Below are 23,046 nucleotides of genomic sequence, written 5' to 3'. Positions count from 1 at the left end.
AGGGGTTGCCGCCGATACGCTTCTGACCTGCTACTTTACCTCTTCTTTGCCGAAGGTCCGACCTGGAGGGTGATCGTCGAGCCGTTCAGGGGCTCCTTGACGATCGCGATCCGGGTGTCGGTGTCAGTGATCTTGACGCCCGCGAGCGGGTTGGTCTCGTCGTAGTACGTCGAGCGTCCGTCGTCGAAGACCGGGACGCCCGGCTGGGACTTGATCTTCGTCGGGACGTCGGCCTTGTGGAGCGTGATGCCGTCCGTCGGGTACCAGCTGAAGGTCGAGTCGTAGGCCTGGATGCGGTTGCGCATCAGCGTGCCGTCGGACCACTTGAGCGCGGTCGGGTGCGAGTCGATCGGCAGGATCAGACCCCGGCCCGCGTGCGCGCTGGTGTTGTCGTCCTTCTGGGAGGTGTCCCACTTCCAGATCAACAGGCCGTTCTGGTAGGCGTAGTGCTCCACCCAGTCCGGACGGGTCGTCGAGAAGCCGTAGTTGTACGGGCCGACCTTCAACACCTTGTCGTACGACACGTATTGGCGGTTCTCGGCGATGTAGTACTGCGCGTACTCGTCGGTGAAGGACGCGCCGACCCGGCGGAAGCCCTTCGCCGTCCAGGCGGTGTCCGCGCTCTCCGCGTTGTCGGAGAACAGGACCGTACCGTCCGCGGTCAGCGTGATCTCGTCGGCCGCGAAGCCCTTGAGGGACGTGCCGCCGTCGGTGGCGTAACGGAAGCGCAGGCTGACCTTCTTGCCCGCGTAGGCGTTCAGCGGGTAGGTCAGCTTCTGGTAGGCCTCGACCGAGCCGGTGAGGGCCGGCTTGCCGCTGCCGTCCCGCGGGATCGCGGTGCCGTCGGCCAACGTGCCGTCGATCGGGGTGTAGTTGGCGCCGCCGTCGGTGGAGACCTCGGCGTACAGGTAGTCGTAGTCCTGCTCGATGTCCCACCAGCCGTCGAGGGTGAGGGAGGCGGCGGACTTCCCGGTGAGGTCGACCGTGCGGGTCAGGGTGTTCTCGAGGTCGTCACCGGTGTCGCTCCACCACTGGGTGGAGCCCTGCGCCGGGGTGGTCACCTCGGTGGTGACCGACTTCTTCGGCAGGCGGACCACGAGGGCCTGCGGGTTCTTGGTGTTGTACTCCGCGACGCCCAGCTTGTGGCTCGACCTCTTGCCGGCCTTGGCCACCTCGTAGTCCAGCCAGCCCAGTTGGAGCTTGTCCCAGGCGTTCATGTCGCCGGGCAGGTCGCCGATCGCGTCCTTGCCGGTGCCGAGCCAGGAGCCGGAGGACATCAGCGTCCAGAAGCCGGTGGAGTTCTCGCCGCCGCCGGAGGTGTCGTACTCGTCGGGCAGGCCGAGGTCGTGGCCGTACTCGTGGGCGAAGACGCCCAGGCCGCCGTTCTCCGGCTGGATGGTGTAGTCGCCGACCCAGACGCCGGTGTCACCGATCTCGGTGCCGCCGCGCTTGTTGGTGTCGGGACCGGTGACACCCTTGTCGGTGCCGAAGGCGTACCAGCGGTGCGCCCAGATGGCGTCCGCGCCCTGCGCGCCGCCGCCCGCGGACTCGTCCTCGCCGGCGTGCACGATCTGGAAGTGGTCGATGTAGCCGTCGGGCTCGTTGAAGTCGCCGTCGCCGTCGTAGTCGTAGCGGTCCCACTGGTCGAACTCGGCGAGTTCGGCGGATATCTCGGCGGCCGTGTCACCGGCGGCCTCGCGCTGCGCGACCCAGGCGTTGACGCCGTCCTGCACCGCGTACCAGGCCCCGGTCGCGGCATCGTTGGAGCCGTAACGGGCCTCGTTGTAGGGCACCTTGACCCAGTCGGTGACCTCGCCGTCGACCGAGTAGCGGCCCGAGGACTGCTTCTCGTAGTACGACTTGAGCGTGGCGTTGCCGTCGCCGAAGTACAGGTCCTGGTAGTGGGCCCGGTCGAAGTCGGCCTGCCAGTCGGTGCTGTTGTTGGTCTTGCGGTCCGGCGCCTCGATCCGGTTGTGCAGCGGGCCGGGTGTGCCGCCGTAGCGGGGGTCGACCTGGTCGCCGAACTCGACGAGGATCGTGAAGATCTTGTCGGTCTTCTCGCGGCCGAGCTCGACGTACTTGCTGTCGCCCTTGCGGCCCTTGAGCTGGACGACCTTCGAGCCGTCCTTCTCCTTGACCGCGGCCTGGCCGGCGATGACCTGCTGGAGCGCCTCCTCGCGCTGGGCGTCCTGCGTGCGGCTGTACGGGCCGTCGAAGTCGTGCTCCCTCGCCTTGGCCGGCTGCGGGTCCTGCCGGTCCACCGCGGGGGTGCCCGCGGGCTTCTCCGCGGCCTGCGCCACGGCGAACGTCGAGAACGTGGCCGAGGCCGCGGCTATCGCCACGATTGTCGCTGCCGTCCTGAACGTCCAGGATCTGTCCGTCACTTGTACCTCTCCCCTATCAGGCAAGTGACCGGTATTTGACTAAAGGTTGGGGAGAAAAGACAGACCTTGACTTGGACCCGTCAAATGCATTATCGGGAGGCGGTGTTCGTATTGCGGACACATGACCGCAACAGAACAGGCGCGCACAGATGTCCACTTGGTGGACGCCATGACTCCGTGCGCCCCCTGTGCTCCGGCACTGTTGGTTAGGTCACGCTTACCGTTCGTTCCACTCGGGCACACAGGCGATTAGAGTCGATTGGCGGAACGCCCGGATGTCGGCGGAATGCCAGGCCGACACCCCCCGTGGATCCCCAATTCCGAGGACCGATTGCCATGCCTCGTCCGACCGCCGCACAGCTCGCCTACGGTTCGATCACCGTCATCTTCTCGACGCTCGCCATGCTGCTGCTGTCACAGACGAGTTCGACCGTGGGGACCGCGGTCATCGCCGTCTCGGCGCTCGCGCTCGGCCTCCTGGTCGCCCTGACCGTTCCGCAGCCCAAGCCCCGCGTGGTGGCCCTGCGCAAGCCCGCCCAGCGGACAGCGGAAGAGCCCGTGCCGGCCGTGGCCACGGGCTCCAAGACCGCCGCCTGACGTCACCGGGCGGCGCCGACGGTCGGTCAGCCGGTACTGACCACCACCGTCTTCGCCGCCTTGTCGTGCAGGCCCTGCTTGTAGGGCTTGTCGAAGTAGCTCCAGCCGCCCGAGATGGCCGTCCAGATGCAGGCGCAGCAGAACGCGAACGGGATCCACAGGACCGCCGAGCGGGTCAGCGTGCTCTGCACGGAGGGCGTGGAGCCGTTGTCGAGGTTCGCCACCCGCATCCCCAGCCACTTCTTGCCGAGCGTCTGCCCGGACCGGGTGATCAGGACGGTGTCGTAGGCGATGTAGAGCACCGCCGCGAGCGCCGACTGGGCGAGCGACTTGCCGTACTGCATGTTGTCGCTGTCGACGTCGTACTCGCTCACCCCGAAGCCCCAGGTGATCAGCCAGACGACGACACCCACCAGGATCATGTCGATGATCCGCGCGAGCGTGCGCCGGCCGCTGGGGGCCAGTGGGGGCATGCCGGCCAGCGGGTCGGCGGGGCCGCCGCCGTACGGGTCACCGCTGCCGTAAGGACTTCCGCCGTGCGACGACGGGGGCGGCGGGGCGCTGTACGGCGATCCCGAGCCCTCGGCAGGCGGGGGCTGCTTCCTGAACGGGTCGTCATCCGGCGGCTGCTGGCCGGAGCCGGGAGGCGGTTCACTGCTCATGGCCCGAGTGGACCGCGAACGCCCCGGCTCCGCATCCGGCGAGCGGCCGTCCGGAGTACCGAATCCGGTACGCCGTTCGCGGTACCCGCTCAGCCGGCCACGAACGTATGCGCCGCCTTGTCGTGCCAGCACTGGCGCCACGGCCGGTCGAACAGGCACCACGCGACACCCACGAGACCGATGCCGAGCAGTCCCGGCACGCTGTAGACGAGCCAGCGGCGCAGGGCCGCACCGAAGGACGGGGGCTCGTGGGCCTCGATGTCCCGCACCTCAAGTCCCAGCAGCTTCTTGCCGAGGGTGCGGCCCCACTTGGCGGTGGGCAGCGCCTCGTAGAGGGTGCCGGCGACCAGGAGCACGGCGACCACGATCGCGAGGTAGACCGACGTGGTGCCGTCCAGCAGCCAGACCGTCACGGTCTCGCCGGAGAGCTTGGCCGCGTCCACCTTGTCGCTGATGTGGTCGGCGGCCTTGGTGCCGAGGGGAACGGCGGCCACGGCGGTCACCGCGCCGACGACGAGGGTGTCGAGGAGACGGGCGGCCACACGCTTGCCCAGGCCCGCGGGGCGTGCGGCGGCCTGCCGCCGGGCGGCCGCCTGGAAGATGTCCTCCACCGGCGGCTTCCAGGGCGCGGGCTGCTCCTCGTCGGGCCCGGCGAGCCGGTGCACCTGCTGGGCCCAGGAGGGCTGGCCGCCACCGGAACCGGCGCTCATGGGAGTGGCGGCGACGGGGGCGGCGGCCATCGGCGTCGCGGGGGGCTGGGCACCGGCGGACGGCTGCGGGAGGCCCGACTGCGCGGCTCCCTGCTGGCCGGGGCCCTGCTGTACGGCTGCCTGCTGCCCGGGGCCCTGCTGTGCGGCCCCCTGCGGCTGTCCTTGATGGGGCACGCCCGGAGAGGCCGTCTGCGGGCCGGAGAGGGCCGTGGGGGCGGACGCGGGGCCCTGCGTGCCTGCCGCGCCGGCGGCCGCGGCCCGCTCGGCGGCGGCCTTGCCGGCGCCGAAGCCGGGGGCGTCGGGGTGGGCGGGGGCGGGGGCGCCGTGGGGGCCGCCCTGTGCGGTGGGGCCGGAGTACGCCGGTCCGGGCGTGCTTCCGTTCTGCGCCCCGGGACCCTCGCCCTGCTGTGCCGTGCGCGGGGAGAGCGCGCGGAACTTCATGGTGCCGTCGTCGGTGCCGGGGGCTGCCGCCGTGGGCCTGCGGAAGACCCGCGTGCCGCCGTCCTCGTCGGGCTCGGCGGGCGGGATGGTCGCGGTGCCGTCGGTCCGCGCGGCGTGACCGTCGGGCTGAGCCGGCGAGGACCCGGCACCGGGCCGGCCCGCCCCGGCCACCCTCGGGTCGGCCCCCTGCGGACCACCCTGCGGCGGTACGCCCTGCCGGGCACCCTGCGCCCCGGCGTGCGCCCCGCCCTGCGGTGCGGCCTGCTGAGCCCCGCCGTGCCCGGCACCCTGCTGAGCTCCGTGCTGAGCCCCCTGCTGAGCCGGTGCGGCTCCCTGCGGGGACCCCCAGGAGACGCGGCGGTCCTGGTCGCCGCCGAAGCCCGCCTGGTGGTTCCGGTCGGCGGCCCACACGGAGGCGGGTTCGGGGCGGTTGCCGTGCCCGGCGTCGGCATGGCCGGGTGCCCCCGCCGGGTCCTCGTCGAAGAAGTGCGGGCCGGTCTCCTCGACCGGGGCGGGAACCGGGCCCGAAGGCGCCGGGCCGGAGCCCGACGGAGGTGCGAGCGGTTCGCCGTCCGCCGGAGCGGGACGGCTGGTGCCCGGCACCCACGAAGCGCCGTTCCAGTAACGGACATATCCAGGAATGGACGGGTCCGGGTAGTAGCCCTCGCGGGGCCTGTCGTCACCGGGTGCCGGGGTTGGGGCGCTCATGTCCGTCGTCCCGTATCTGCTCGGGGGTCAATAGAGGGGGGTCCACATCTATCAGACCGGCGCAGAACCCACCGCCAGTCCCACCGGACCCACCCCTTTTGCGCACGACCTGAGACCTGCCGTGCTACCGGAACGAAAAAGTTCGCCGAACCCGCGTAATGATCCCGGCCCCCGCCCCCTCTCCCTCGTACGGGCCCACCGCAGGACCCGCGTCGGAGCCGAGAGAGGAACGTACGACATGCACCACACCGTGGTAGAGCGCGAACTGGAGCTCAAACTCATCCTGTCGCCCGAGCGCAGCATCCCGGTCCCGGCCCGGCTGAGCTACCGCAGCGACGACCCCTTCGCCGTCCACGTCACCTTCCACGTCGGCTCGGACCACCCCGTGCACTGGACCTTCGCCCGCGAGCTCCTCGTGGAGGGGGTGTTCCGCCCGTGCGGGCACGGGGACGTGCGGGTGTGGCCGACGAAGGCCGCCGGGCGCGGCCTGGTGCTGATGGCGCTGAGCTCGCCCGACGGCGACGCCCTCCTGGAGGCCCCGGCAGCGCAGGTCTCGGCCTGGCTGGAGCGCACGCTGAGGGCGGTCCCGCCGGGCTCCGAGGCGGAGCAGCTCGGCATCGACGACGGCCTCGCCGAGCTGCTGGCCCCCACCCCGGCCGACGACCTCTGGCTGTGCGACCCGTGGCCGAGCGACGAGTCCGAGGACGTGGAGTGAGCGGTACCGCGAGACCTCAGAACAGCTTGCCCGGGTTCAGGATCCCCAGCGGGTCGAAGACACCCTTCACCGCCCGCTGCATCTCCACGCCCACCGGTCCGATCTCGCGGGCGAGCCACTCCTTCTTCAGTACGCCCACCCCGTGCTCCCCGGTGATCGTGCCGCCGAGCTCCAGGCCGAGGGCCATGATCTCGTCGAAGGACTCGCGGGCGCGCCGGGACTCGTCGGGGTCGGCGGCGTCGAAGCAGACCGTGGGGTGGGTGTTGCCGTCCCCCGCGTGGGCGACGACACCGATGGTGAGCTGGTACTTCTCGGCGATCCGCTCGGTCCCTTCGAGCATCTCGCCGAGCCGGGAGCGGGGCACGCACACGTCGTCGATCATCGTGGTGCCCTTGACCGCCTCCAGCGCGGTGAGGGACAGCCTGCGGGCCTGGAGCAGGAGTTCGGACTCGGCGAAGTCGTCGGCCGGGACGACCTGGGTGGCGCCCGCCGCCTCGCACAGCGCGCCCACGGCGGCGAGGTCGGCCGCCGGGTCGGTGGTGTCGAAGGCGGCCAGCAGCAGGGCTTCCGTGGTCTCCGGGAGTCCCATGTGCGCGAGGTCGTTGACGGCCTTGACCGTCGTACGGTCCATCAGTTCGAGGAGGGACGGGACGTGCCCGCCCGCCATGATCCGGCACACCGCGTCGCAGGCGGCGGCGCCGGAGGCGAACTCCGCGGCCAGCACCAGCTGCTCGGGCGGCTGCGGCTTCAGCGCCAGGGTCGCCTGTACGACGATGCCGAGCGAGCCCTCGGAGCCGACGAAGAGGCGGGTCATGTCGTATCCGGCGACGCCCTTCGCGGTTCGGCGGCCCGTGGACATGAGCCGTCCGTCGGCGAGGACGACGTCCAGGCCGAGGACGTACTCCGCCGTCACCCCGTACTTCACGCAGCACAGTCCGCCGGAGGCGGTGCCGATGTTGCCGCCGATCGTGCACATCTCCCAGCTGGAGGGGTCCGGCGGGTAGTAGAGGCCGAGTTCGTTGACCGCGCGGGAGAGGGTCGCGTTGACGACACCCGGTTCGACGACGGCGATGCGGTCGACCGGGTTGATCTCCAGGATCCGGTCCATCTTCGTCAGGGACAGCACGATGCAGCCGTCGGAGGCGTTGGCGCCGCCCGACAGGCCCGTGCGGGCACCCTGCGGGACGACCGGGACGCGCAGTTCGGTGGCGATCCGCATGACGTGCTGAACCTGCTCGACGGTGCGCGGCAGCACGACGACGGCCGGGGTGCCGGCGGGGCAGAAGCTCGCCATGTCGTTGGCGTAGGAGACCGTGACGTCCGGGTCGACCAGGACGGCCTCGGCGGGCAGACCGCTCAGCAGACGGTCCACCAGGTTGCCGGTGACCTCGTCACGGGGCGCTTCGATACGGCTCATGATCACAGCGTCGCACCGGGGGCCATCGGTGTGAACCCCGTCTGCGGCAGCCGGCGCATGCCGGGGGGCGGTCGTCGTACTGCCGCACAGTGAGCGCCATGGAGAACAGCGCCATCGAGAACCCGGCCACGGAGAACCGCCAGGAGGAGACGCGGGAGGAGGCGCGACGGACCCGGCTGCGGGGGCGCCTGCTGATCGCCGCGGTCGCCGGCTGCGCGGTGCTCGGTACGACGCTGATGCTGCTGCCGCCCTCGGGGCGCCCGGCGTCCCACGCTCCCGCTCCGGCGCCCGGCGCCCAGGCGCTGACGGCGGTCACCGGCGGGGTGCCGGCCGCGCTGCCCGACCTGGCGGTGCTGATCGGCGAGCGGGAGAGGCTGCTGCGGCGGCATCCGCGGGACGCCGGGTCGTGGGCGGTGCTCGGGGCGGCGTACGCCGAACAGGGGAGCCGGACGGCCGACACGGCGCTGTACCCGAGAGCCGAGGACGCGCTGCGGACCTCGCTGAAGGTGCGCCGGAACGCGGAGGCCCTCACTGGTCTGGCCGTCCTCGCGAACGCCCGCCGGGACTTCCGGACGGCCCTGGCCTGGGGCGAGGCGGCCCGGCAACTGGAGTCGGGGCGGTGGACGGCGTATCCGGCGCTGATCGACGCGTACACGGGTCTCGGTGACTACAAGGCGGCCGGCAGGACGCTGGAGCGGCTGCTGGAGCTGCGGTCGGGACCGGCGGTGCGGGCCCGGGCGGCGGCCGTGTACCGGGACCGGGGCCGGCGCGAGGACGCGGCGGCCGCCCTGTCCGACGCGGCGGCCGCGGCCCGGACACCGGCCGAGCGGGCCGCGTACCTGGAGCGGGGCGGGCAGCTGGCCTTCGAGCGCGGCGACCGCGAGGAGGCGCTGCGGCACTTCCGGGAGGCGGTCCGCGTCGACCCCGACCAGCAGGCCGCGCGGGCCGGGCAGGGCCGGGCGCTGTCGGCGCTGGGCCGCCCCGCCGAGGCCGTGACCGCGTACCGGACGGCCCTCGCGCAGCAGCCGCTGCCGCAGTACGCCCTGGAGCTGGGCGAGTTGTACGAGTCCCTGGGACGGGAGCAGGAGGCCCGGGAGCAGTACGACCTCCTGCGGGCGGCGGTCGAGCGGGCGGCGGGCGGCGGGGCCGACGAGGACCTGGTGCTGGGGCGGTTCGAGGCGGACCACGGTGAACCGGCTTCAGCGGTACGGCGGTTGCGGGCCGAGTGGCTGCGGCAGCCGGGCATCGAGGTGGCGGACGCGCTGGGCTGGGCGTTGCACCGGGCGGGCCAGGACGAGGAGGCCCTGCGGTACGCGCGGATCGCGACGGACAGGGTGCACGGCGGCGCGGTGCGCAGCGCGCCGTACCTGTATCACCTGGGCATGATCGAGCGGGAGTTGGAGCAGAGCTCGCCCGCCCGTCGGCACCTCCAGGAGGCCCTGCGGATCAACCCCTGGTTCTCGCCCCTGGGGGCGCGGTCGGCGACACAGGCGCTGGCGGCCCTGGGGGACGTGCCGGACGCGGACCTGCCGGTGCTGGACGCGCAGGGGGCGGACGCGCGAGGGGTCACACCGCGGCCGTACCGATGAGGGCGTTCCGCGTGACCAGCGCCGCCAGTTCCTCCTCGCCCAGCCCCTCCGAGCCCTCGGGTCTGTGGGGCAGGACCAGGTAGCGGGTCTCGGCACTGGAGTCCCACACCGTGATCTCCGTGCCGGCGGGCAGCTCCAGGCCGAACTCCCGCAGGACCTCCCGGGGTTCGCGCACCACCCGGGAGCGGTAGGCCTCCGACTTGTACCAGCTGGGGGACGGGCCGAGCAGGCGCAGCGGGTAGCAGGAGCAGAGGGTGCAGACGACGACGTTGTGGCGGGACGCGGTGTTCTCGACCACCCGCAGGCGCTGGAACGAGCCCTCCATGTACCCGAGTTCACGGACCGCGGCGGTGCCGTCGGCGAGCAGCCGGGCCCGGTAGGCGTCGTCGGTCCAGGCCCGGGCCACCACCCGGGCGCCGTTGGCCGGGGAGGAGGACTCCGCGAGGAACGCGTCGATCGCCTCGTCCAACCGCTCGCCGGTGATCAGCCCCTTCTCCTCCAGGAGGGTCTCCAGGCGCCGTACCCGCCGGGCGATCGTGGCGTCGGTGTGGTGGTCACCGCTCGTCATCGGGGTCCTCCTCCAGATAGCTCTCCCACAGGTCCAGTACGACGTGGTGGTCGCCCTCGCCCCACAGGTCGCGGGCCTCGAAGCGGACCGCGTAGATCTGCTCCACGGGTGCGTCCCCGCGTCCCTGCGCGCTGACGTCGGCCAGTTCGTCGGGGCCCTCGGGCTCCACGACCACGCCCCGCTTGCCGCGCGCGTACCGCGGCAGGCGGGTGTGGTGCGGCGGGTCGTGGCGGTAGGTGCGGACCCGGGTGCCGGGCGGGAAGCGGTCCGTGCCGGGCGGGAAGCCGTCGGGGGACGCGTCAGTCATCGAGCTCACCCGGCGCGAGCACGCCCTTGCGCTCCAGCAGCGCGCAGATCGCGGTGAACCAGCGCTCGTAGTACGAGGCCGCCAGGTACTCGGCCGGCGGCATCGACTCGATCGCGTCCCGGAACTCGTTGGTGTTGAAGATCCCTTGCGCGCGCAGGGTGTTGTAGAGCCCGACAACCCGGGCCTCCCAGTCCGCGTGGAAGGGCTCGGTGTCGTCGGTGGTGTCGATCGCGCCGAACCCCTGCGTGCCGCCCACGTCGTTGATCCTGGCCATGCGGCCAGCCTAGAGGTTGCCCCGCTTCTCCTGCTCCCGCTCGATGGCCTCGAACAGCGCCTTGAAGTTGCCCTTCCCGAAGCCCATCGAGCCGTGCCGTTCGATGAGTTCGAAGAACACGGTCGGCTTGTCCTGGACCGGCTTGGTGAAGATCTGGAGCAGGTAGCCGTCCTCGTCGCGGTCGGCGAGGATCTTCAGCTCGCGGAGCGTGTCGACGGGGACGCGGGTGTCGCCGACCCACTCGCCGAGGGTGTCGTAGTAGGAGTCGGGGGTGTCGAGGAACTGGACCCCGGCCGCGCGCATGGTCCGTACGGTCTGCACGATGTCGTTGGTGTTCAGCGCGATGTGCTGGACACCGGCGCCGCCGTAGAACTCCAGGTACTCGTCGATCTGGGACTTCTTCTTGGCGATGGCGGGCTCGTTGATCGGGAACTTCACCTTGAGGGTGCCGTCGGCCACGACCTTCGACATCAGCGCGCTGTACTCGGTGGCGATGTCGTCACCCACGAACTCCTTCATGTTCGTGAAGCCCATGACCTTGTTGTAGAAGCCGACCCACTCGTTCATCCGGCCGAGCTCGACGTTGCCGACGCAGTGGTCGATCGCCTGGAAGGTGCGGTGGGCGGGCGGCTGGACGATCGGGGCGGCCGCGGCGAACCCGGGGAGGTAGGGGCCGTCGTAGCCGGTGCGCTCGACCAGGGTGTGGCGGGTCTCGCCGTAGGTCGCGATCGCGGCGAGGACGACCGTGCCGTGCTCGTCCTTCAGCTCGTACGGCTCGGCGACGCTCCTCGCGCCGTGCTCGAGCGCGTAGGCGTACGCGGCGCGGGCGTCCGGGACCTCGATGGCGAGGTCGATGACGCCGTCGCCGTGCTCGGCCACGTGCTGGGCGAGGAAGTGGCCCCAGGGGGTGGCGGGCTTGATGACCGAGGTGAACACGAACCGGGCGGAGCCGTTCTCCAGCACGTAGCTCGCGGTCTCGCGGCTGCCGTTCTCCGGTCCGGAGTACGCCACGAGCCGCATGCCGAAGGCGGTCGAGTAGTAGTGCGCCGCCTGCTTGGCGTTGCCGACGGCGAAGACGACCGCGTCCATTCCCTTGACCGGGAAGGGATCGGCCTGCCGGGCGGTGTCGGGAGTGTGGTGTGTGGTCTGCGTCATGCGGGAAGCCTGGCCCCGCTCTGCAAGGTGCGCAATAGTTCGCGTCATCGCTGGACAATATGTTCAGTCGTACGGCCGTGTCGGCGGCCCTTCTGTACAGGATGACCATCGGAGCGGGAGGCCCTTGTGGGGATCGACGAACTGGACGGGCGGATCATCGTGCTGCTCGCGCGGGAACCGCGGATCGGGGTCCTGGAGATGTCCCGGCGACTGGGGGTGGCCCGGGGGACCGCGCAGGCACGGCTGGACCGGCTCCAGTCGAACGGGGTCATCCGGGGATTCGGTCCGCAGGTCGATCCGGCGGCGCTCGGCTACCCGGTGACCGCGTTCGCGACGCTCCAGATCCGGCAGGGGCAGGGGGCCGACGTCCGGGCGCACCTGGCGACCGTGCCGGAGGTGCTGGAGCTGCACACCACCACCGGCAGCGGGGACATGCTGTGCCGGCTGGTGGCCCGCTCCAACGCCGATCTCCAGCGGGTGATCGACCGGGTCGTCGGTTTCGAGGGGATCGTCCGGGCCTCCACCGCGATCGTCATGGAGAACCCCGTTCCGCTACGGATCATCCCGCTGGTGGAGCAGGCGGCGGAGGACTCGGCGCGGCCCTGACGGCGATCCGCGGTCGAGCAGGGGTTCGTGAAGCAGTCGGGCCCAGTTACAAAGAACCCGTTGCAAAGGACCCTTTGCATAGCTATCTTTGTACGCATGCCGGAAGAGCCCACCACTCGGAAACTCGACGCCCGTGCACTGCGCGGGCTGGCCCATCCCCTGCGGATGGAACTCCTCAACGCGCTGCGCCGTCGCGGTCCCGCCACCGCGTCGATGCTCGCCGAACGCCTGGGCGAGTCCAGCGGCGCGACCAGCTACCACCTGCGCCAGCTCGCCGAGCACGGCTTCATCGCGGACGCCCCGGAGCACGGGAAGGGGCGCGAGCGGTGGTGGAAGGCCGTGGACCAGGGCCTGACCTTCGACACCAGCGAGTTCGAGGGCGCCGGACCGGAAGTGCGCGGAATGGCCGAGATCTATCTGCACGAGGTCGCGGCCACGCACGCCCGCGAGCTGTCCGGCTGGCTCAGCACCCGGGACCGCTGGGCGGCCGAGTGGGCCCAGAGCTCCGACATGAGCGACATGACGCTCCAGCTCACCCCAGAGCTGGCCGCCGAACTCATCGGAAAGATGCACACCCTGATCAACGACTACCGCGGTCGGATCCCCGACGGGGAGCCCGGCTCGGAGCAAGTACGCGTCCACACGCACCTGTTCCCGTCCGCGACGGACTGAAGGGCCCCGCCATGCACCCCGAGACCCACTTCGCCCAGGACCACTTCACTCAGCCCCACTTCGCCCAGGACCACCTCGCCCGGCACCACACCCGCGCCGCCGACCTCCGCGCCGAGGCCGACGCCTACCGGCTCGCGGCCCGGGCCAGGCGGCCGTACGCCATCCGGACCCGCCTCGGCTGGACCCTCGTGGAGGTCGGACTCCGGCTCGCCGCACCGAGGCCGGTCCTGGCGCACTAGAACGTCACCACAAGGGTCTGGGAACGTCACCACAAGGGTCTGGCCGGGATGTACGCGGCGGCGATCAGCGAAGTCGCCGGCCTCAGCAGGCGGGGACGGACCCCTTGCCGCTCTCCAGGGCCGTCAGCGCGCTCACCGCGCCCTTCAGCGAGGTCACCGGGACCAGCCGCAGCCCCTTCGGCAGTTCCCCCTTCGCGTCGGCGCACTCCGCCTTCGGGACCAGGAACACCGTCGCCCCGTCCCGCTTCGCGGCCTGCGTCTTCAGCGCCACGCCGCCCACCGCGCCGACCGTCCCGTCCGCGTCGATCGTGCCCGTCCCGGCGACGGTCCGGCCCCCGGTCAGGTCCCCCCCGGCCCCGTCGCCGTCGAGCTTGTCGATGATCCCCAGGGTGAACAGCAGCCCCGCGCTCGGCCCGCCGACGTCCGCGAGCCGCAGCGTGACCTTGACCTTCTTGTCGCTCAGTTTCAGGTAGGTCAGCGCCGCCTCGGTCGCCGCGTCCTGGGACTCCCGCATCTGCTCGGTGTTGTGCTGCTCGATCTCCTTGTCGCTCTGCCCGCTCGGGTAGACGGCGTCATGGGGCATGACGGCACGGTCCTTGCGGAACCAGCTGTCGAAGACGTCCCCGAGCGAGACGTGCGTGTCCGGGCCGGTCGCCTCGATGGTCGTCATCCGCAGCTGGCCGCTCGTCGCCCGCACCGGCGCGCCGGAGATCGTGATCACCGGGGTGCCCTGGTTGTCGCCGAGGACGTTCGCCGTCATGCCGGGCTGCGCCAGCGCGAACGGCAGCGGCGCGAAGAGGGCCGTGGCGATCAGCGCCACGACGGGCAGGGCACAGACGGCGACGGCCTGGGGGCGCGTGAGGCGAGAGAGCACGGGATCAATCTAACGCGGCGCTCACTTCCGGCCACGAGCCGGTCAGCCCCGCACACCACCCGCCCACAAGCCGACCGTCCCGGGCACGCATCCGACCCCACCAGCCGGTCGCCCCCTGCCCACATCCCGCCCCCGCGACCGGGTCGGGCCCGGCGTGCACCCCGTCCACGACCCGTCCCGCCCCGGCTTCACCCCGCCCCACGACCGCACCCCGCCCCGCGCCCCGTCCCGCCCCGGCGCGCACCCCGCCCCGCGACCCGGCCGGCCCCAACGGGCATCCCGCGCCATCAGCCCACCGACCCCCGCCCCCAGCCCCACGCCCCCAGCCGGTCAGACCCCGCGCACATCTCGCCCACCAGCCCGTCAGCCCTTGCGCACCGCCCGTGCCGCCGGCCGGCAGGCCGCTGACGATGTCCCGCACCCGCCGGCTCGTCTGACCCCGCCCACAACCCGCCCCACCGGTCGGCCGGCCCCCGTGCAGATCCCGCCGTTCAGCCCCCGTACAGATCCCGTCGCTCACGCGTGAAGCGCCGTAGCGCGTCCGGAAGCGGTTCGACTCCGATGCCCGGGGTTCGTGGGACCGGCAGGTGGCCGTCCTCCAGGACGAACGGTTCGGTGAGGTCCTCGGCGAAGTAGCGGGCGGAGGCGGAGGTGTCGCCGGGGAGGGTGAAGCCGGGCAGGGCGGCGAGGGCGAGGTTCGGGGCGCGGCCGATTCCCGTCTCCAGCATGCCGCCGCACCACACCGGCACGCCGTGCGCGCGGGCCACGTCGTGGATGCGGCGAGCCTCCAGATATCCGCCCACGCGCGCGGGCTTCACATTGACCACCCGGCAGGCGTCCATCGCGATCGCGGAGGCGGTGTCGCGGGCGTTGTGCAGGGACTCGTCGAGGCACACGGGGGTCGACAGCCGGGCCTGCAACCGTGCGTGGCCGTGCAGGTTGTTCTCCTCCAGCGGCTCCTCGATCAGCAGCAGCCCGAACTCGTCGAGGCGCCGCAGGTGTTCCGCGTCCGCGAGCGTGTACGCCGTGTTGGCGTCGACCTGGAGCGGCAGCCCGGCACCGAAGCGCTCACGCACGGCCCGTACCGGCTCTAGGTCCCAGCCGGGTTCGATCTTCAGCTTGATCCGGACGTACCCCTCGTCGAGATACCCCTCGACGGCGTCGAGAAGCTCCGGCACGGACTCCTTGATCCCCACCGACACCCCCGCCGGCACCCGGTCGCGGACCGCGCCCAGATACACCGCCAGCGGCATGCCGTACGACCGCAGCTCCGCGTCCAGGACCGCCGTCTCCAGGGCCGCCTTCGCCAGCTCGTGGCCCTTGATCCGCGCCATGGCCGGCCCGAGCGCGGCCGCCGTGAGCGCGGGCAGCGCCGCCACCCGCGGCACCAGGAAGTCCCGCAGCACGAGTTCCGCGCCCGCCACGAACTCCGAGCAGTACAGCGGCCGCGGATCGGCGGCGAACTCCGACCAGCCCTCCGCGGTGTCGGTGACGACGTGCAGCAGGAAGGTGTCCTTGGTCGTCATCGTGCCGAAGGAGGTCCGGAACGGGCTGACCAGCGGAATCTCCACATGGACGACCTCAACGCGTTCGAGCTTCATTCCGTCCCCTCCCGGGTCAGCGTGTACCAGCCGTCGCGGGACATCCCGGTCGCCCGGAACCCCTGCCCGAAGGCCTCCGTGAACACCTCGCGCACGGCCCGCCGCCAGCGCAGCGCGAGCACCGGCTCGGCGGCCCGCAGCTTGACCACGTCGTCCGGGACCCGGCACCAGATCCGCAGGTCGGCGAGGTCGCGCCGGGCGAGGGTCGCGCCGTCGGGCCCGCGGTGCGTGGCGGGCGCGGCCTCACGGTCACTGCCGCCGTACGAACGATCACCGTCGTCGTACGACCGCCCCGGCGCCGTCAGATCCCACGTCACCGTCAGCCGGTCGCTCTCGTCGCCGCCGTTCACGCCGTCCGTCATGGGGCCGTAGAAGTCGACGAGGTACTCGGTGCCCCTCGCGCCCAGCTTGACCAGGTTGAAGCGGGCGTTGCGGCCGATCAGCGGGTCGAAGGTCCAGCGCATGGTGCGGGCGCCGAGACCGAGCGCCCACGCCCGCTGGGCCTGCTTCACCGCCTCCCCGCGCCCCGGCTCCGCGGCCGCGACCAGCGAGTACGCCTCCTGGGCGGCGGGCGGCCCGAACACCGCCACGGCGGCCCCGGCGAGCCGCTCCCCCTCGTGGGCGGCGTGCACCGCGCCACCCGAGTGGACCAGGCTGTGCAGCACCTCGGCCGGATAGGGCGGGGCCGTGCGCGGGGTCCGCCACACCTCGCCGAAGTACGCGCTGACGGCGTCGAGGCCGGCGACGTCGTGGACGGTACGGATGCTCACTGGGGTCATGTGCAGAGTCTGGGAGCCGACCGGGGCGTCCCGGGTTGTGCGGTCGTACAACAACTGCGTACGTTCGTTTGAACATCGGCCAAAGCTTCTCTTCGCAGACGCGGTCCGGCCGTAGAGACAGCTGCTGGGGGCACCCATGGACGCCTGCACCCTCGGCGACCTCCTCGACGTCGTCGGCGGCACCTCGCTGCGCCTGCACTCTGCCCCCGCCGGGCTCGGCGCCCCCGTCACCGAGGTCGTCCTGTACGACGCCCAGGCCCCGCTCCCCCGGACGCCGGGCGCGCTGCTGCTGGCGGTCGGGACGCGGGCGGCGGCGACCGGGCCGTTGGCGCGGGCCGCCGCGGAGGCCGGGATGACCGGTCTGGTGGTGCGCGGGCCGGACGGCCCGGCGGCCGAGGCGGAGGCGTACGGGGTGGCACTGCTGTCCGTCCCCGAGGACACCGCCTGGCACCAGGCGCACCTGCTGCTCGCCTCGGCGGTCGGCGCCCGTCCGGTGTCGTCGGCGGGCGGCCAGGGTGACCTGTTCGCGCTGGCCGACGCCATCGCGGCGGCGACCGGCGGGGCCACCGCGGTCGAGGACCCCCGCCGGCGGATCCTCGCCTACTCCACGGTGCCCGGGCAGCCGGTCGACGAGGACCGCCGCCAGGGCATCCTGGGCCTCCAGGTACCGACCGGCTCGGGCAACACCGAGCAGTACCGGACGCTGTTCGCGGCCGACGCCCCGGTACGGCTGCCCGCGCTCCGGGAGGGCGCCCTGCCCCGCCTCGCGGTGGCCGTCCGGGCCGGCGGGGAGACGCTGGGCTCGGTGTGGGTCGTGGACGGCGGCACCCTCGCGGCGGACGCGGCCGAGACACTCGTACAGGGGGCGTCGACGGCGGCGCTGTTGCTGCTGCGGGCGCGCGCGGCCCAGGAGCTGGCCCGGCACCGGACCGGCGACCTGCTGCGGCGGGTGCTGGACGGGACGGCGGACGCGGCCGGGTCGGCGGCTCGGCTGGGCGTCGAGGGGCCGCTGCGGGTGGCCGCGTTCGCGCTGGACACGGCGGGCCTCCCGGACGACGGGGACACGGCGAGCCGCCCGGACACCGAGCAGACCGGGCTGCGGCTGCTGGACGTCGTACGCCTGAATTGCGAGGCCCGCTACGGGCGGCACGCGTGTGCGCTGGTCGACGGGGTGGTGTACGCGGTGCTGCCGGCGGTCGGGGAGCACGCCGGGGGCCGGCACCGGCGGCTGGCGGAGCACATCGTGGCGCGGGCCGGGCAGGCGCTCAGGGTGCCGGTGCGGGCGGGGCTGGGCGCGGTGGTGGCGGGGCTCGGGGAGGTGGCGGGGTCGCGGGCGGACGCCGACCTGGTGCTGCGGCTGCTGGGCCCTGCACTGCCGGTGGCCACGGTCGACGAGGTCCGGCCCCGGGTCACGCTGCTGCGTCTGGCCGAAGTGCTCGGTACGCGACGGGAGTTGAGCGCGGGTTCGTGGCGGACGGTGCTGGCCCACGACGAGGAGCACGGGACGGACCACGCGCGCACGCTGGTGTGCTGGTTCGACGCGGGGTGCGACATGGCGGGGGCGGCGAAACTGCTCGCCGTGCATCCCAACACGTGCCGCTACCGGTTGCGGCAGGTACGGCAGCTCTTCGGAATCGACCTGGACGACCCCGACGAACGGCTGGTGCTGTGGCTTCAGTTGAGGGTGCTGGCGGGGTTGGGGCCGGTGTACGGCTGACGAGGGCGGAGGCGGGCGTCTGTCAGCGCAGCGCCTCCGCGACCTCGCGGGCCGCGTCCACCACCCGTGGTCCCACTCGCTCCGGCACCGCGTCGGCCAGCATCACGACGCCGACGCTGCCCTCGACGCCGGTGACCCCCAGCAGGGGCGCCGCCGCACCGCTCGCCCCCGCCTCCAGCTCGCCGTGGGTCAGCATGTACCCCGGCTCCCCGAAGCCCTGCTGCCGGGCCGCCAGGATCGCCCGGCCCGCGGCACCGCGGTCCAGGGGATGCCGGAAACCGGCGCGGTAGGCCACGTGGTAGTCCGTCCAGGTGGGCTCCACGACGGCCACGGCGAGCGCCTCCGCGCCGTCCACCAGCGTGAGATGCGCCGTCGCCCCGATGTCCTCGGCCAGCGACCGCAGCGCCGGCAGCGCGGCCTCCCGTACCAGCGGATGCACCTGGCGCCCCAGCCGCAGCACCCCGAGCCCGACCCGGGCGCGACCGCCCAGATCGCGTCGTACGAGGGCGTGCTGCTCCAGCGTGGCCAGCAACCGGTAGACCACGGTCCGGTTCACGCCCAGTTTGTTGGAAAGCTCGGTGACGGTGAGCCCGTGGTCCGTGTCGGCCAGGAGCTTGAGGACACGCAGTCCCCGGTCAAGCGTCTGAGAGGTCTCCGCGGTCACGACGCCCACTCCTCCAAGTGGTGAGGTCGGCAGCCCCTCGCGGCGGATGCGTCACCAGGTCCCGTCGGTGACGCGCTTCAGAGGCCGCCGATCGGCCGGCGGCCCGGTCTGTTCCGGGCCGCGTCGCTTCACGGCTGCGCTCCGCGGCGGCGCTGCCACGGGGCGTGTGCGTAGCGGGACAGTAGCGAAGCGGGTTCGCTCAGCGGAAGCCTCCGTCCAGAATCCGGGCAGCGGCCGGTACGGACCACTCCGTTTGTCCTGATACGTACGGAGTGACAGACGCCGTCGGCCAGCGGCCGCGGCGTCACCGCATCCGGGTGGCCCACTCCTGCACCTTGGCGATCCGCTGCCGCAGCTGCCCGGCCGTGGCCTCCGCGCTCGGCGGCCCCCCGCACACCCTGCGCAGCTCGGTGTGGATCACGCCGTGCGGCTTGCCGCTCTGGTGGACGTAGGCGCTGACCATGGTGTTGAGCTGCTTGCGGAGCTCCATCATCTCCTTGTGGGAGACGACGGGCCGCCGCTCGGCGGGCAGCTCCAGCAGGTCGGCCTCGGAGTCCGGCTTCTTGCGGCTGTGCGCGATCTGCCGGGCCTGTCGCTTCTGGAGCAGGAGCTGCACCTGGTCGGGTTCGAGCAGCCCCGGGATGCCGAGGTAGTCCTGCTCCTCTTCGCTCCCCGGGTGCGCCTGCATACCGAACTCGGCGCCGTCGTAGAGGACGCGGTCGAAGACGGCCTCGGACTCCAGCGCCTCGAAGGAGAACTGCTCCTGCTCGCCGGTGTCCTCGTCCTGCTCCTTGTTCGCCTCCTCCATCTCCTTCTCGGACTCGGCGTACGGGTCCTCCTCGCCCTCCTTCTTCGGCTTGTCGAGGGCGTGGTCCCGCTCCACCTCCATCTCGTTGGCGAAGGTGAGGAGGTCGGGGACGGTCGGGAGGAACACGGAGGCGGTCTCGCCGCGCCGCCGGGACCGTACGAAACGACCGACGGCCTGGGCGAAGAAGAGCGGCGTGGAGATGGTGGTGGCGTACACCCCGACCGCCAGCCGCGGGACGTCGACGCCCTCCGACACCATGCGTACGGCGACCATCCACCGGTCGTTGCTGCCGCTGAAGTCGTCGATCCGCTTCGAGGCCCCGGCGTCGTCGGAGAGGACGAGGGTCGCCTTGCTGCCGGTGATCTCGCGGATCAGCTTGGCGTAGGCGCGCGCGGAGTCCTGGTCGGAGGCGATGACGAGGGCACCGGCGTCCGGGATGGCCTTGCGGACCTCGGTCAGCCGCTGGTCGGCGGCGCGCAGCACGCTCGGCATCCACTCACCGCGCGGGTCGAGCGCGGTGCGCCAGGCCTGGCTGATCGCGTCCTTGGTCATGGGCTCGCCGAGCCGCGCGGCGATCTCGTCCCCCGCCTTGGTGCGCCAGCGCATGTTGCCGCTGTAGGAGAGGAAGATGACGGGCCGCACGACGTGGTCGGCGAGCGCGTTGCCGTAGCCGTAGGTGTAGTCGGCGGCGGACCTGCGAATCCCGTCGTTCCCCTCCTCGTACGTCACGAAGGGGATCGGGTTGGTGTCGGACCGGAAGGGCGTACCGGTGAGCGCGAGCCGGCGGGTGGCGGGCTCGAAGGCCTCCAGGCAGGCCTCGCCCCAAGACTTGGAGTCACCGGCGTGGTGGATCTCGTCGAGGATGACGAGGGTCTTGCGCTGCTCGACGCGGTTGCGGTGCAGCATGGGCCGTACGCCGACGCCCGCGTAGGTGACGGCGACCCCGTGGTAGTCCTTGCCGAGCGGCCCCGCGCTGTACTCGGGGTCCAGCTTGATCCCTATCCGCGCCGCCGCCTCGGCCCACTGCTTCTTCAGGTGCTCGGTCGGTGCGACGACGGTCACCTGCTGCACGACGTGGTGGTGCAGCAGCCAGGAGGCGAGGGTGAGCGCGAAGGTCGTCTTGCCGGCGCCCGGGGTCGCGACCGCCAGGAAGTCACGCGGCTGCTCCTGGACGTACTTCTCCATCGCCCCTTGCTGCCAGGCGCGCAGCTTGTTGGCGGTACCCCAGGGGGCGCGGCCGGGGAAGGCCGGGGAAAGGTGGTGGGAGGAGGCGGCGGTGGTAGTCACGGTCTCCGTCGGGGTCGAGCGGCTGGGCGTGTCCTCGGCTGTGTATGAAGACCGGGTCACCTTACCGGCGGCCCGCTCCTGTCAACGCGTGGACGGGGCCGGGGCGGGGGTGGGTGGGACCGAGGTCACAGTCACCGTGCGAAGCGCGGCAGACGGGCCGCGATCCTGGGCACGTCCAGGTGACCCTGGCACACGTCCAGCACGAACTGCTCGGCCTCGTCGACGTCGAAGTCCGCGTCCAGCGGGTGGCCGTTCATGTGCAGGAAGACCCAGGCCGCGTACCAGGAGATGCGCTTGTTCCCGTCGACGAGGGCATGGTTGCGGGCCAGGGATTCCATCAGGGCCGCGGCCTTCTGCCACACGTCCGGGTAGGCGTCCTGCCCGAACACGCTCGACCGGGGCCGGGCCAGCGCCGAGTCGATGAGCCCGTAGTCGCGCACCTCGTCGGCCCCGAGCCGCTGCGCGAGGTCCAGCTGTTCGGGAAGCGTGAGGTAGTGCATCAGGCGAGCCTCCGGTTCAGCTCGGCACTGGCCTTCAGCACGTGCTCGGCGGCCTCGTCGAACAGCCGTGAGTGCTCGTCGACGGCCGCGATCACCGCGTCGTGGGCGAAAGCCTGCATGCTCCGCCCCTCCGCAGCGGCGCGCTCACGCAGTGCGTCGAGCTCTTCGTCCGTGAAACGCAGGTTCAGTCCAGCCATGGGCCGACGGTACTAGGTGGTACCGGTCGGTGGCACACCGGTTTTGGCATGCAGCCGCGTCGTCACCCACGCCCCCACCAACGCCACCCCCGCCATCGGCAGGAACACCACGGCGAAGGCGGCCGGGTGGGAGCCGGACGCCTGTGTGGCCGTAGGGCTCACCGCGCCGCCGCCCAGCGCCGCGAAGGCCGCCCCGCCCGCCGCCAGCAGCACGACGTTGGCGAGCCCGTCGGAGATCTGGAGGGCGGCGGAGTTGCTGCCGGCGTCCTCCGGGGCGGACAACTGCAGCAGAAGCACACTGGTGGAGGCGATCACCAGCCCCATCCCGAAGCAGCCGAAGCCCCACGCGACGGCGACGGTCCAGACCGGCACGGAGGGGATCAGCACACTCGGCGCGGCGGCGATCGCGGCAGCGACCAGCACCATCCCCGCGGTCATCAGCCGTTCCCGGTACGGCTCCACCCGCGCCCGGGACTGCACCCACGACCCCAGCGCCCAGGTCCCGCCGCCGGCCGCGAGGGAGAACCCGGCGAGCGTCGGCGACAGCCCCCGCTGGGTGACCAGCATCAACGGCACGAAGGACTCGGCGGCGACGAAGGACCCCGCGGCGACCCCGCGCAGCAGGACGACGGAGGGCAGCCCGCGCGCCGCGCGGTAGGTGCCGCGCGGCAGCAGTCCGAGCACGGCCGGCACGAGCAGCGCGGCGCCCGCGAGGCCGGGGAGCAGAGAGAGGAGCCGTAGATCCTGGGCGGCGTACTGGAGGAGCCCGGCGCCGAGGGAGATGCCGAGGGCGAGACGGATGCGGCGCCGGTCGACGCCGCCGGGGGCCTTGCCGTCCACGGGACCCGCGGCGCGTCGTCGTATCTGCGGAAGGGCCAGGCCCAGCGGGAAGACGACCAGCACGGGAATCCCGACGAACACCCACCGCCACCCGAGGTGTTCGGTCACCGCGCCGGCCGCGAGCGGCCCCACGACGGACGGCACGACCCACCCCGCCGCGAACGCGGCCATGATCGCGGGCCGCAACCGCTCGGGATAGGCCCGTCCGACGACGACGTACAGCGCCACGATGACCAGCCCGCCGCCGAACCCCTGCACGGCCCGCCCGAGAATGAACAACCACATCGCCCCGGCGGTCCCGGACAGCAGCAGCCCGGCCCCGAACGCGGCGATCCCCGCGGTCAGGGCCCCGACCGGCCCCCGCCGATCGGCCCACTGCCCGCTGAGGACCATGCCGAAGAGGCTGGTGGTGAAGTACCCGGAGAACGCGAACGCGTAGAGCCCGACCCCGTCCAACTCCCGTGCGGCAACGGGCATGGCGGTCCCCACGGCGGTCGCCTCGAACGCGATCAGCACGACGACGGACACGATCCCCACACTGAGCGCCCGGTAGGAACGCCCCAGCACCCCCTCCGCGCCCTCCCGACCGGCCGAAACTCCAGGATCATCATCAACACCGACACCACGCGGTTCCAGGGCTGCCATGCGAGCCAGCGTAAGGCCCGAACTCCGGGTTGACCCCTGTCAAAAGCCCACCTGCACCTCAGACGTTGGTCGTACGACCACGACGGCCGC

23 protein-coding genes are annotated in these 23,046 nt (G+C 72.3%); 7 read left to right on the top strand and 16 right to left on the bottom strand.

Translation table 11 applies throughout. The features are described from left to right. Positions 1 to 35 precede the first annotated feature (35 nt). On the bottom strand, positions 36 to 2,384 hold the full coding sequence (locus tag OHN19_RS26695) for an immune inhibitor A domain-containing protein (RefSeq protein WP_330266620.1): 2,349 nt from the start codon (positions 2,382 to 2,384) through the stop codon (positions 36 to 38). A 336-nt stretch (positions 2,385 to 2,720) separates the two neighbouring features. On the opposite strand from OHN19_RS26695, the gene OHN19_RS26690 reads away from it, so the two are divergent. Next, positions 2,721 to 2,981: a hypothetical protein gene (locus OHN19_RS26690; protein WP_330266619.1), complete on the top strand. Its 261-nt coding sequence runs from the start codon at positions 2,721 to 2,723 to the stop codon at positions 2,979 to 2,981. 26 nt (positions 2,982 to 3,007) lie between these two features. Here OHN19_RS26690 and OHN19_RS26685 read toward each other — a convergent pair whose 3' ends face one another. After that, entirely contained in the window at positions 3,008 to 3,643 is a 636-nt protein-coding gene (locus tag OHN19_RS26685; RefSeq protein WP_330266618.1) for an RDD family protein, read from the bottom strand. A gap of 89 nt (positions 3,644 to 3,732) precedes the next feature. Further along, complete coding sequence (locus OHN19_RS26680; RefSeq protein WP_330266617.1) at positions 3,733 to 5,502, bottom strand: RDD family protein; 1,770 nt, start codon at positions 5,500 to 5,502, stop codon at positions 3,733 to 3,735. Between the two features lie 238 nt (positions 5,503 to 5,740). On the opposite strand from OHN19_RS26680, the gene OHN19_RS26675 reads away from it, so the two are divergent. Next, positions 5,741 to 6,217: an SsgA family sporulation/cell division regulator gene (locus tag OHN19_RS26675; RefSeq protein WP_330266616.1), complete on the top strand. Its 477-nt coding sequence runs from the start codon at positions 5,741 to 5,743 to the stop codon at positions 6,215 to 6,217. A gap of 16 nt (positions 6,218 to 6,233) precedes the next feature. Here OHN19_RS26675 and OHN19_RS26670 read toward each other — a convergent pair whose 3' ends face one another. Then, positions 6,234 to 7,640: an FAD-binding oxidoreductase gene (locus OHN19_RS26670; protein ID WP_330266615.1), complete on the bottom strand. Its 1,407-nt coding sequence runs from the start codon at positions 7,638 to 7,640 to the stop codon at positions 6,234 to 6,236. A gap of 92 nt (positions 7,641 to 7,732) precedes the next feature. Here OHN19_RS26670 and OHN19_RS26665 point away from each other — a divergent pair, with 92 nt between their 5' ends. After that, positions 7,733 to 9,223: a tetratricopeptide repeat protein gene (locus tag OHN19_RS26665; RefSeq protein ID WP_330266614.1), complete on the top strand. Its 1,491-nt coding sequence runs from the start codon at positions 7,733 to 7,735 to the stop codon at positions 9,221 to 9,223. Here the strand turns inward: OHN19_RS26665 and nthA are convergent. From nthA to hppD, 4 genes are read right to left on the bottom strand one after another with little or no spacing between them, the layout of a single operon-like run. Next, positions 9,201 to 9,791 (bottom strand): nitrile hydratase subunit alpha, encoded by a 591-nt coding sequence (gene nthA, locus OHN19_RS26660; RefSeq protein ID WP_330266613.1) that lies wholly within the window; start codon positions 9,789 to 9,791, stop codon positions 9,201 to 9,203. The genes OHN19_RS26665 and nthA overlap by 23 nt on opposite strands. Further along, complete coding sequence (locus OHN19_RS26655) at positions 9,778 to 10,098, bottom strand: SH3-like domain-containing protein (RefSeq protein ID WP_330266612.1); 321 nt, start codon at positions 10,096 to 10,098, stop codon at positions 9,778 to 9,780. The genes nthA and OHN19_RS26655 overlap by 14 nt, the downstream gene beginning before the upstream one ends. Beyond that, positions 10,091 to 10,372 carry a hypothetical protein gene (locus OHN19_RS26650; protein WP_330266611.1) on the bottom strand — a complete coding sequence of 94 codons (282 nt, stop codon included), beginning with the start codon at positions 10,370 to 10,372 and terminating at the stop codon, positions 10,091 to 10,093. Before OHN19_RS26650 ends, OHN19_RS26655 begins: the two co-directional genes overlap by 8 nt. A 9-nt stretch (positions 10,373 to 10,381) precedes the next feature. Continuing rightward, the gene (gene hppD, locus OHN19_RS26645) at positions 10,382 to 11,527 is read right to left on the bottom strand and encodes a 4-hydroxyphenylpyruvate dioxygenase (protein ID WP_330266610.1); all 1,146 of its coding nucleotides are present in this window, start codon (positions 11,525 to 11,527) and stop codon (positions 10,382 to 10,384) included. A gap of 126 nt (positions 11,528 to 11,653) precedes the next feature. On the opposite strand from hppD, the gene OHN19_RS26640 reads away from it, so the two are divergent. The 3 genes from OHN19_RS26640 (at position 11,654) to OHN19_RS26630 (ending at position 13,044) form a co-directional block, all read left to right on the top strand. After that, positions 11,654 to 12,133, top strand: coding sequence for an Lrp/AsnC family transcriptional regulator (locus OHN19_RS26640; RefSeq protein ID WP_330266609.1), 480 nt, complete (start codon positions 11,654 to 11,656; stop codon positions 12,131 to 12,133). Positions 12,134 to 12,229: 96 nt separating this feature from the next. After that, positions 12,230 to 12,805, top strand: a complete 576-nt coding sequence (locus OHN19_RS26635; protein ID WP_330266608.1) for a helix-turn-helix domain-containing protein — start codon at positions 12,230 to 12,232, stop codon at positions 12,803 to 12,805. Between the two features lie 11 nt (positions 12,806 to 12,816). Next, on the top strand, positions 12,817 to 13,044 hold the full coding sequence (locus OHN19_RS26630; RefSeq protein ID WP_330266607.1) for a hypothetical protein: 228 nt from the start codon (positions 12,817 to 12,819) through the stop codon (positions 13,042 to 13,044). An 82-nt stretch (positions 13,045 to 13,126) separates the two neighbouring features. On the opposite strand, the gene OHN19_RS26625 is transcribed toward OHN19_RS26630, so the two are convergent. The 3 genes from OHN19_RS26625 to OHN19_RS26615 form a co-directional block, all read right to left on the bottom strand. After that, positions 13,127 to 13,918, bottom strand: coding sequence for a PDZ domain-containing protein (locus OHN19_RS26625; RefSeq protein ID WP_330266606.1), 792 nt, complete (start codon positions 13,916 to 13,918; stop codon positions 13,127 to 13,129). A gap of 491 nt (positions 13,919 to 14,409) precedes the next feature. Continuing rightward, positions 14,410 to 15,519 (bottom strand): o-succinylbenzoate synthase, encoded by a 1,110-nt coding sequence (menC, locus tag OHN19_RS26620; RefSeq protein ID WP_330266605.1) that lies wholly within the window; start codon positions 15,517 to 15,519, stop codon positions 14,410 to 14,412. Continuing rightward, a complete protein-coding gene (locus OHN19_RS26615) occupies positions 15,516 to 16,298 on the bottom strand; it encodes a chorismate synthase (protein WP_330266604.1) in 783 nt (260 codons plus the stop codon). Before OHN19_RS26615 ends, menC begins: the two co-directional genes overlap by 4 nt. A 136-nt stretch (positions 16,299 to 16,434) precedes the next feature. Here OHN19_RS26615 and OHN19_RS26610 point away from each other — a divergent pair, with 136 nt between their 5' ends. Next, a complete protein-coding gene (locus OHN19_RS26610; RefSeq protein WP_330266603.1) occupies positions 16,435 to 18,015 on the top strand; it encodes a helix-turn-helix domain-containing protein in 1,581 nt (526 codons plus the stop codon). Positions 18,016 to 18,037: 22 nt separating this feature from the next. Here OHN19_RS26610 and OHN19_RS26605 read toward each other — a convergent pair whose 3' ends face one another. From OHN19_RS26605 to OHN19_RS26585, 5 genes are all read right to left on the bottom strand, one after another. After that, entirely contained in the window at positions 18,038 to 18,679 is a 642-nt protein-coding gene (locus OHN19_RS26605; RefSeq protein WP_031041623.1) for an IclR family transcriptional regulator, read from the bottom strand. Between the two features lie 304 nt (positions 18,680 to 18,983). Further along, a complete protein-coding gene (locus OHN19_RS26600) occupies positions 18,984 to 20,774 on the bottom strand; it encodes a DEAD/DEAH box helicase (protein ID WP_330266602.1) in 1,791 nt (596 codons plus the stop codon). Positions 20,775 to 20,905: 131 nt separating this feature from the next. Continuing rightward, entirely contained in the window at positions 20,906 to 21,274 is a 369-nt protein-coding gene (locus OHN19_RS26595; protein ID WP_330266601.1) for a type II toxin-antitoxin system death-on-curing family toxin, read from the bottom strand. Then, positions 21,274 to 21,471: a hypothetical protein gene (locus OHN19_RS26590; RefSeq protein WP_330266600.1), complete on the bottom strand. Its 198-nt coding sequence runs from the start codon at positions 21,469 to 21,471 to the stop codon at positions 21,274 to 21,276. Before OHN19_RS26590 ends, OHN19_RS26595 begins: the two co-directional genes overlap by 1 nt. 12 nt (positions 21,472 to 21,483) lie before the next feature. Then, positions 21,484 to 22,956: an MFS transporter gene (locus OHN19_RS26585; protein ID WP_330266599.1), complete on the bottom strand. Its 1,473-nt coding sequence runs from the start codon at positions 22,954 to 22,956 to the stop codon at positions 21,484 to 21,486. Positions 22,957 to 23,046 lie beyond the last annotated feature (90 nt).

Origin of the sequence: Streptomyces griseorubiginosus, from assembly GCF_036345115.1 — a bacterium.
Lineage (GTDB): Bacteria > Actinomycetota > Actinomycetes > Streptomycetales > Streptomycetaceae > Streptomyces > Streptomyces griseorubiginosus_C.
Note: the sequence above shows the minus strand (reverse complement) of the source record. Positions and strands in the feature narration are given on the sequence as shown.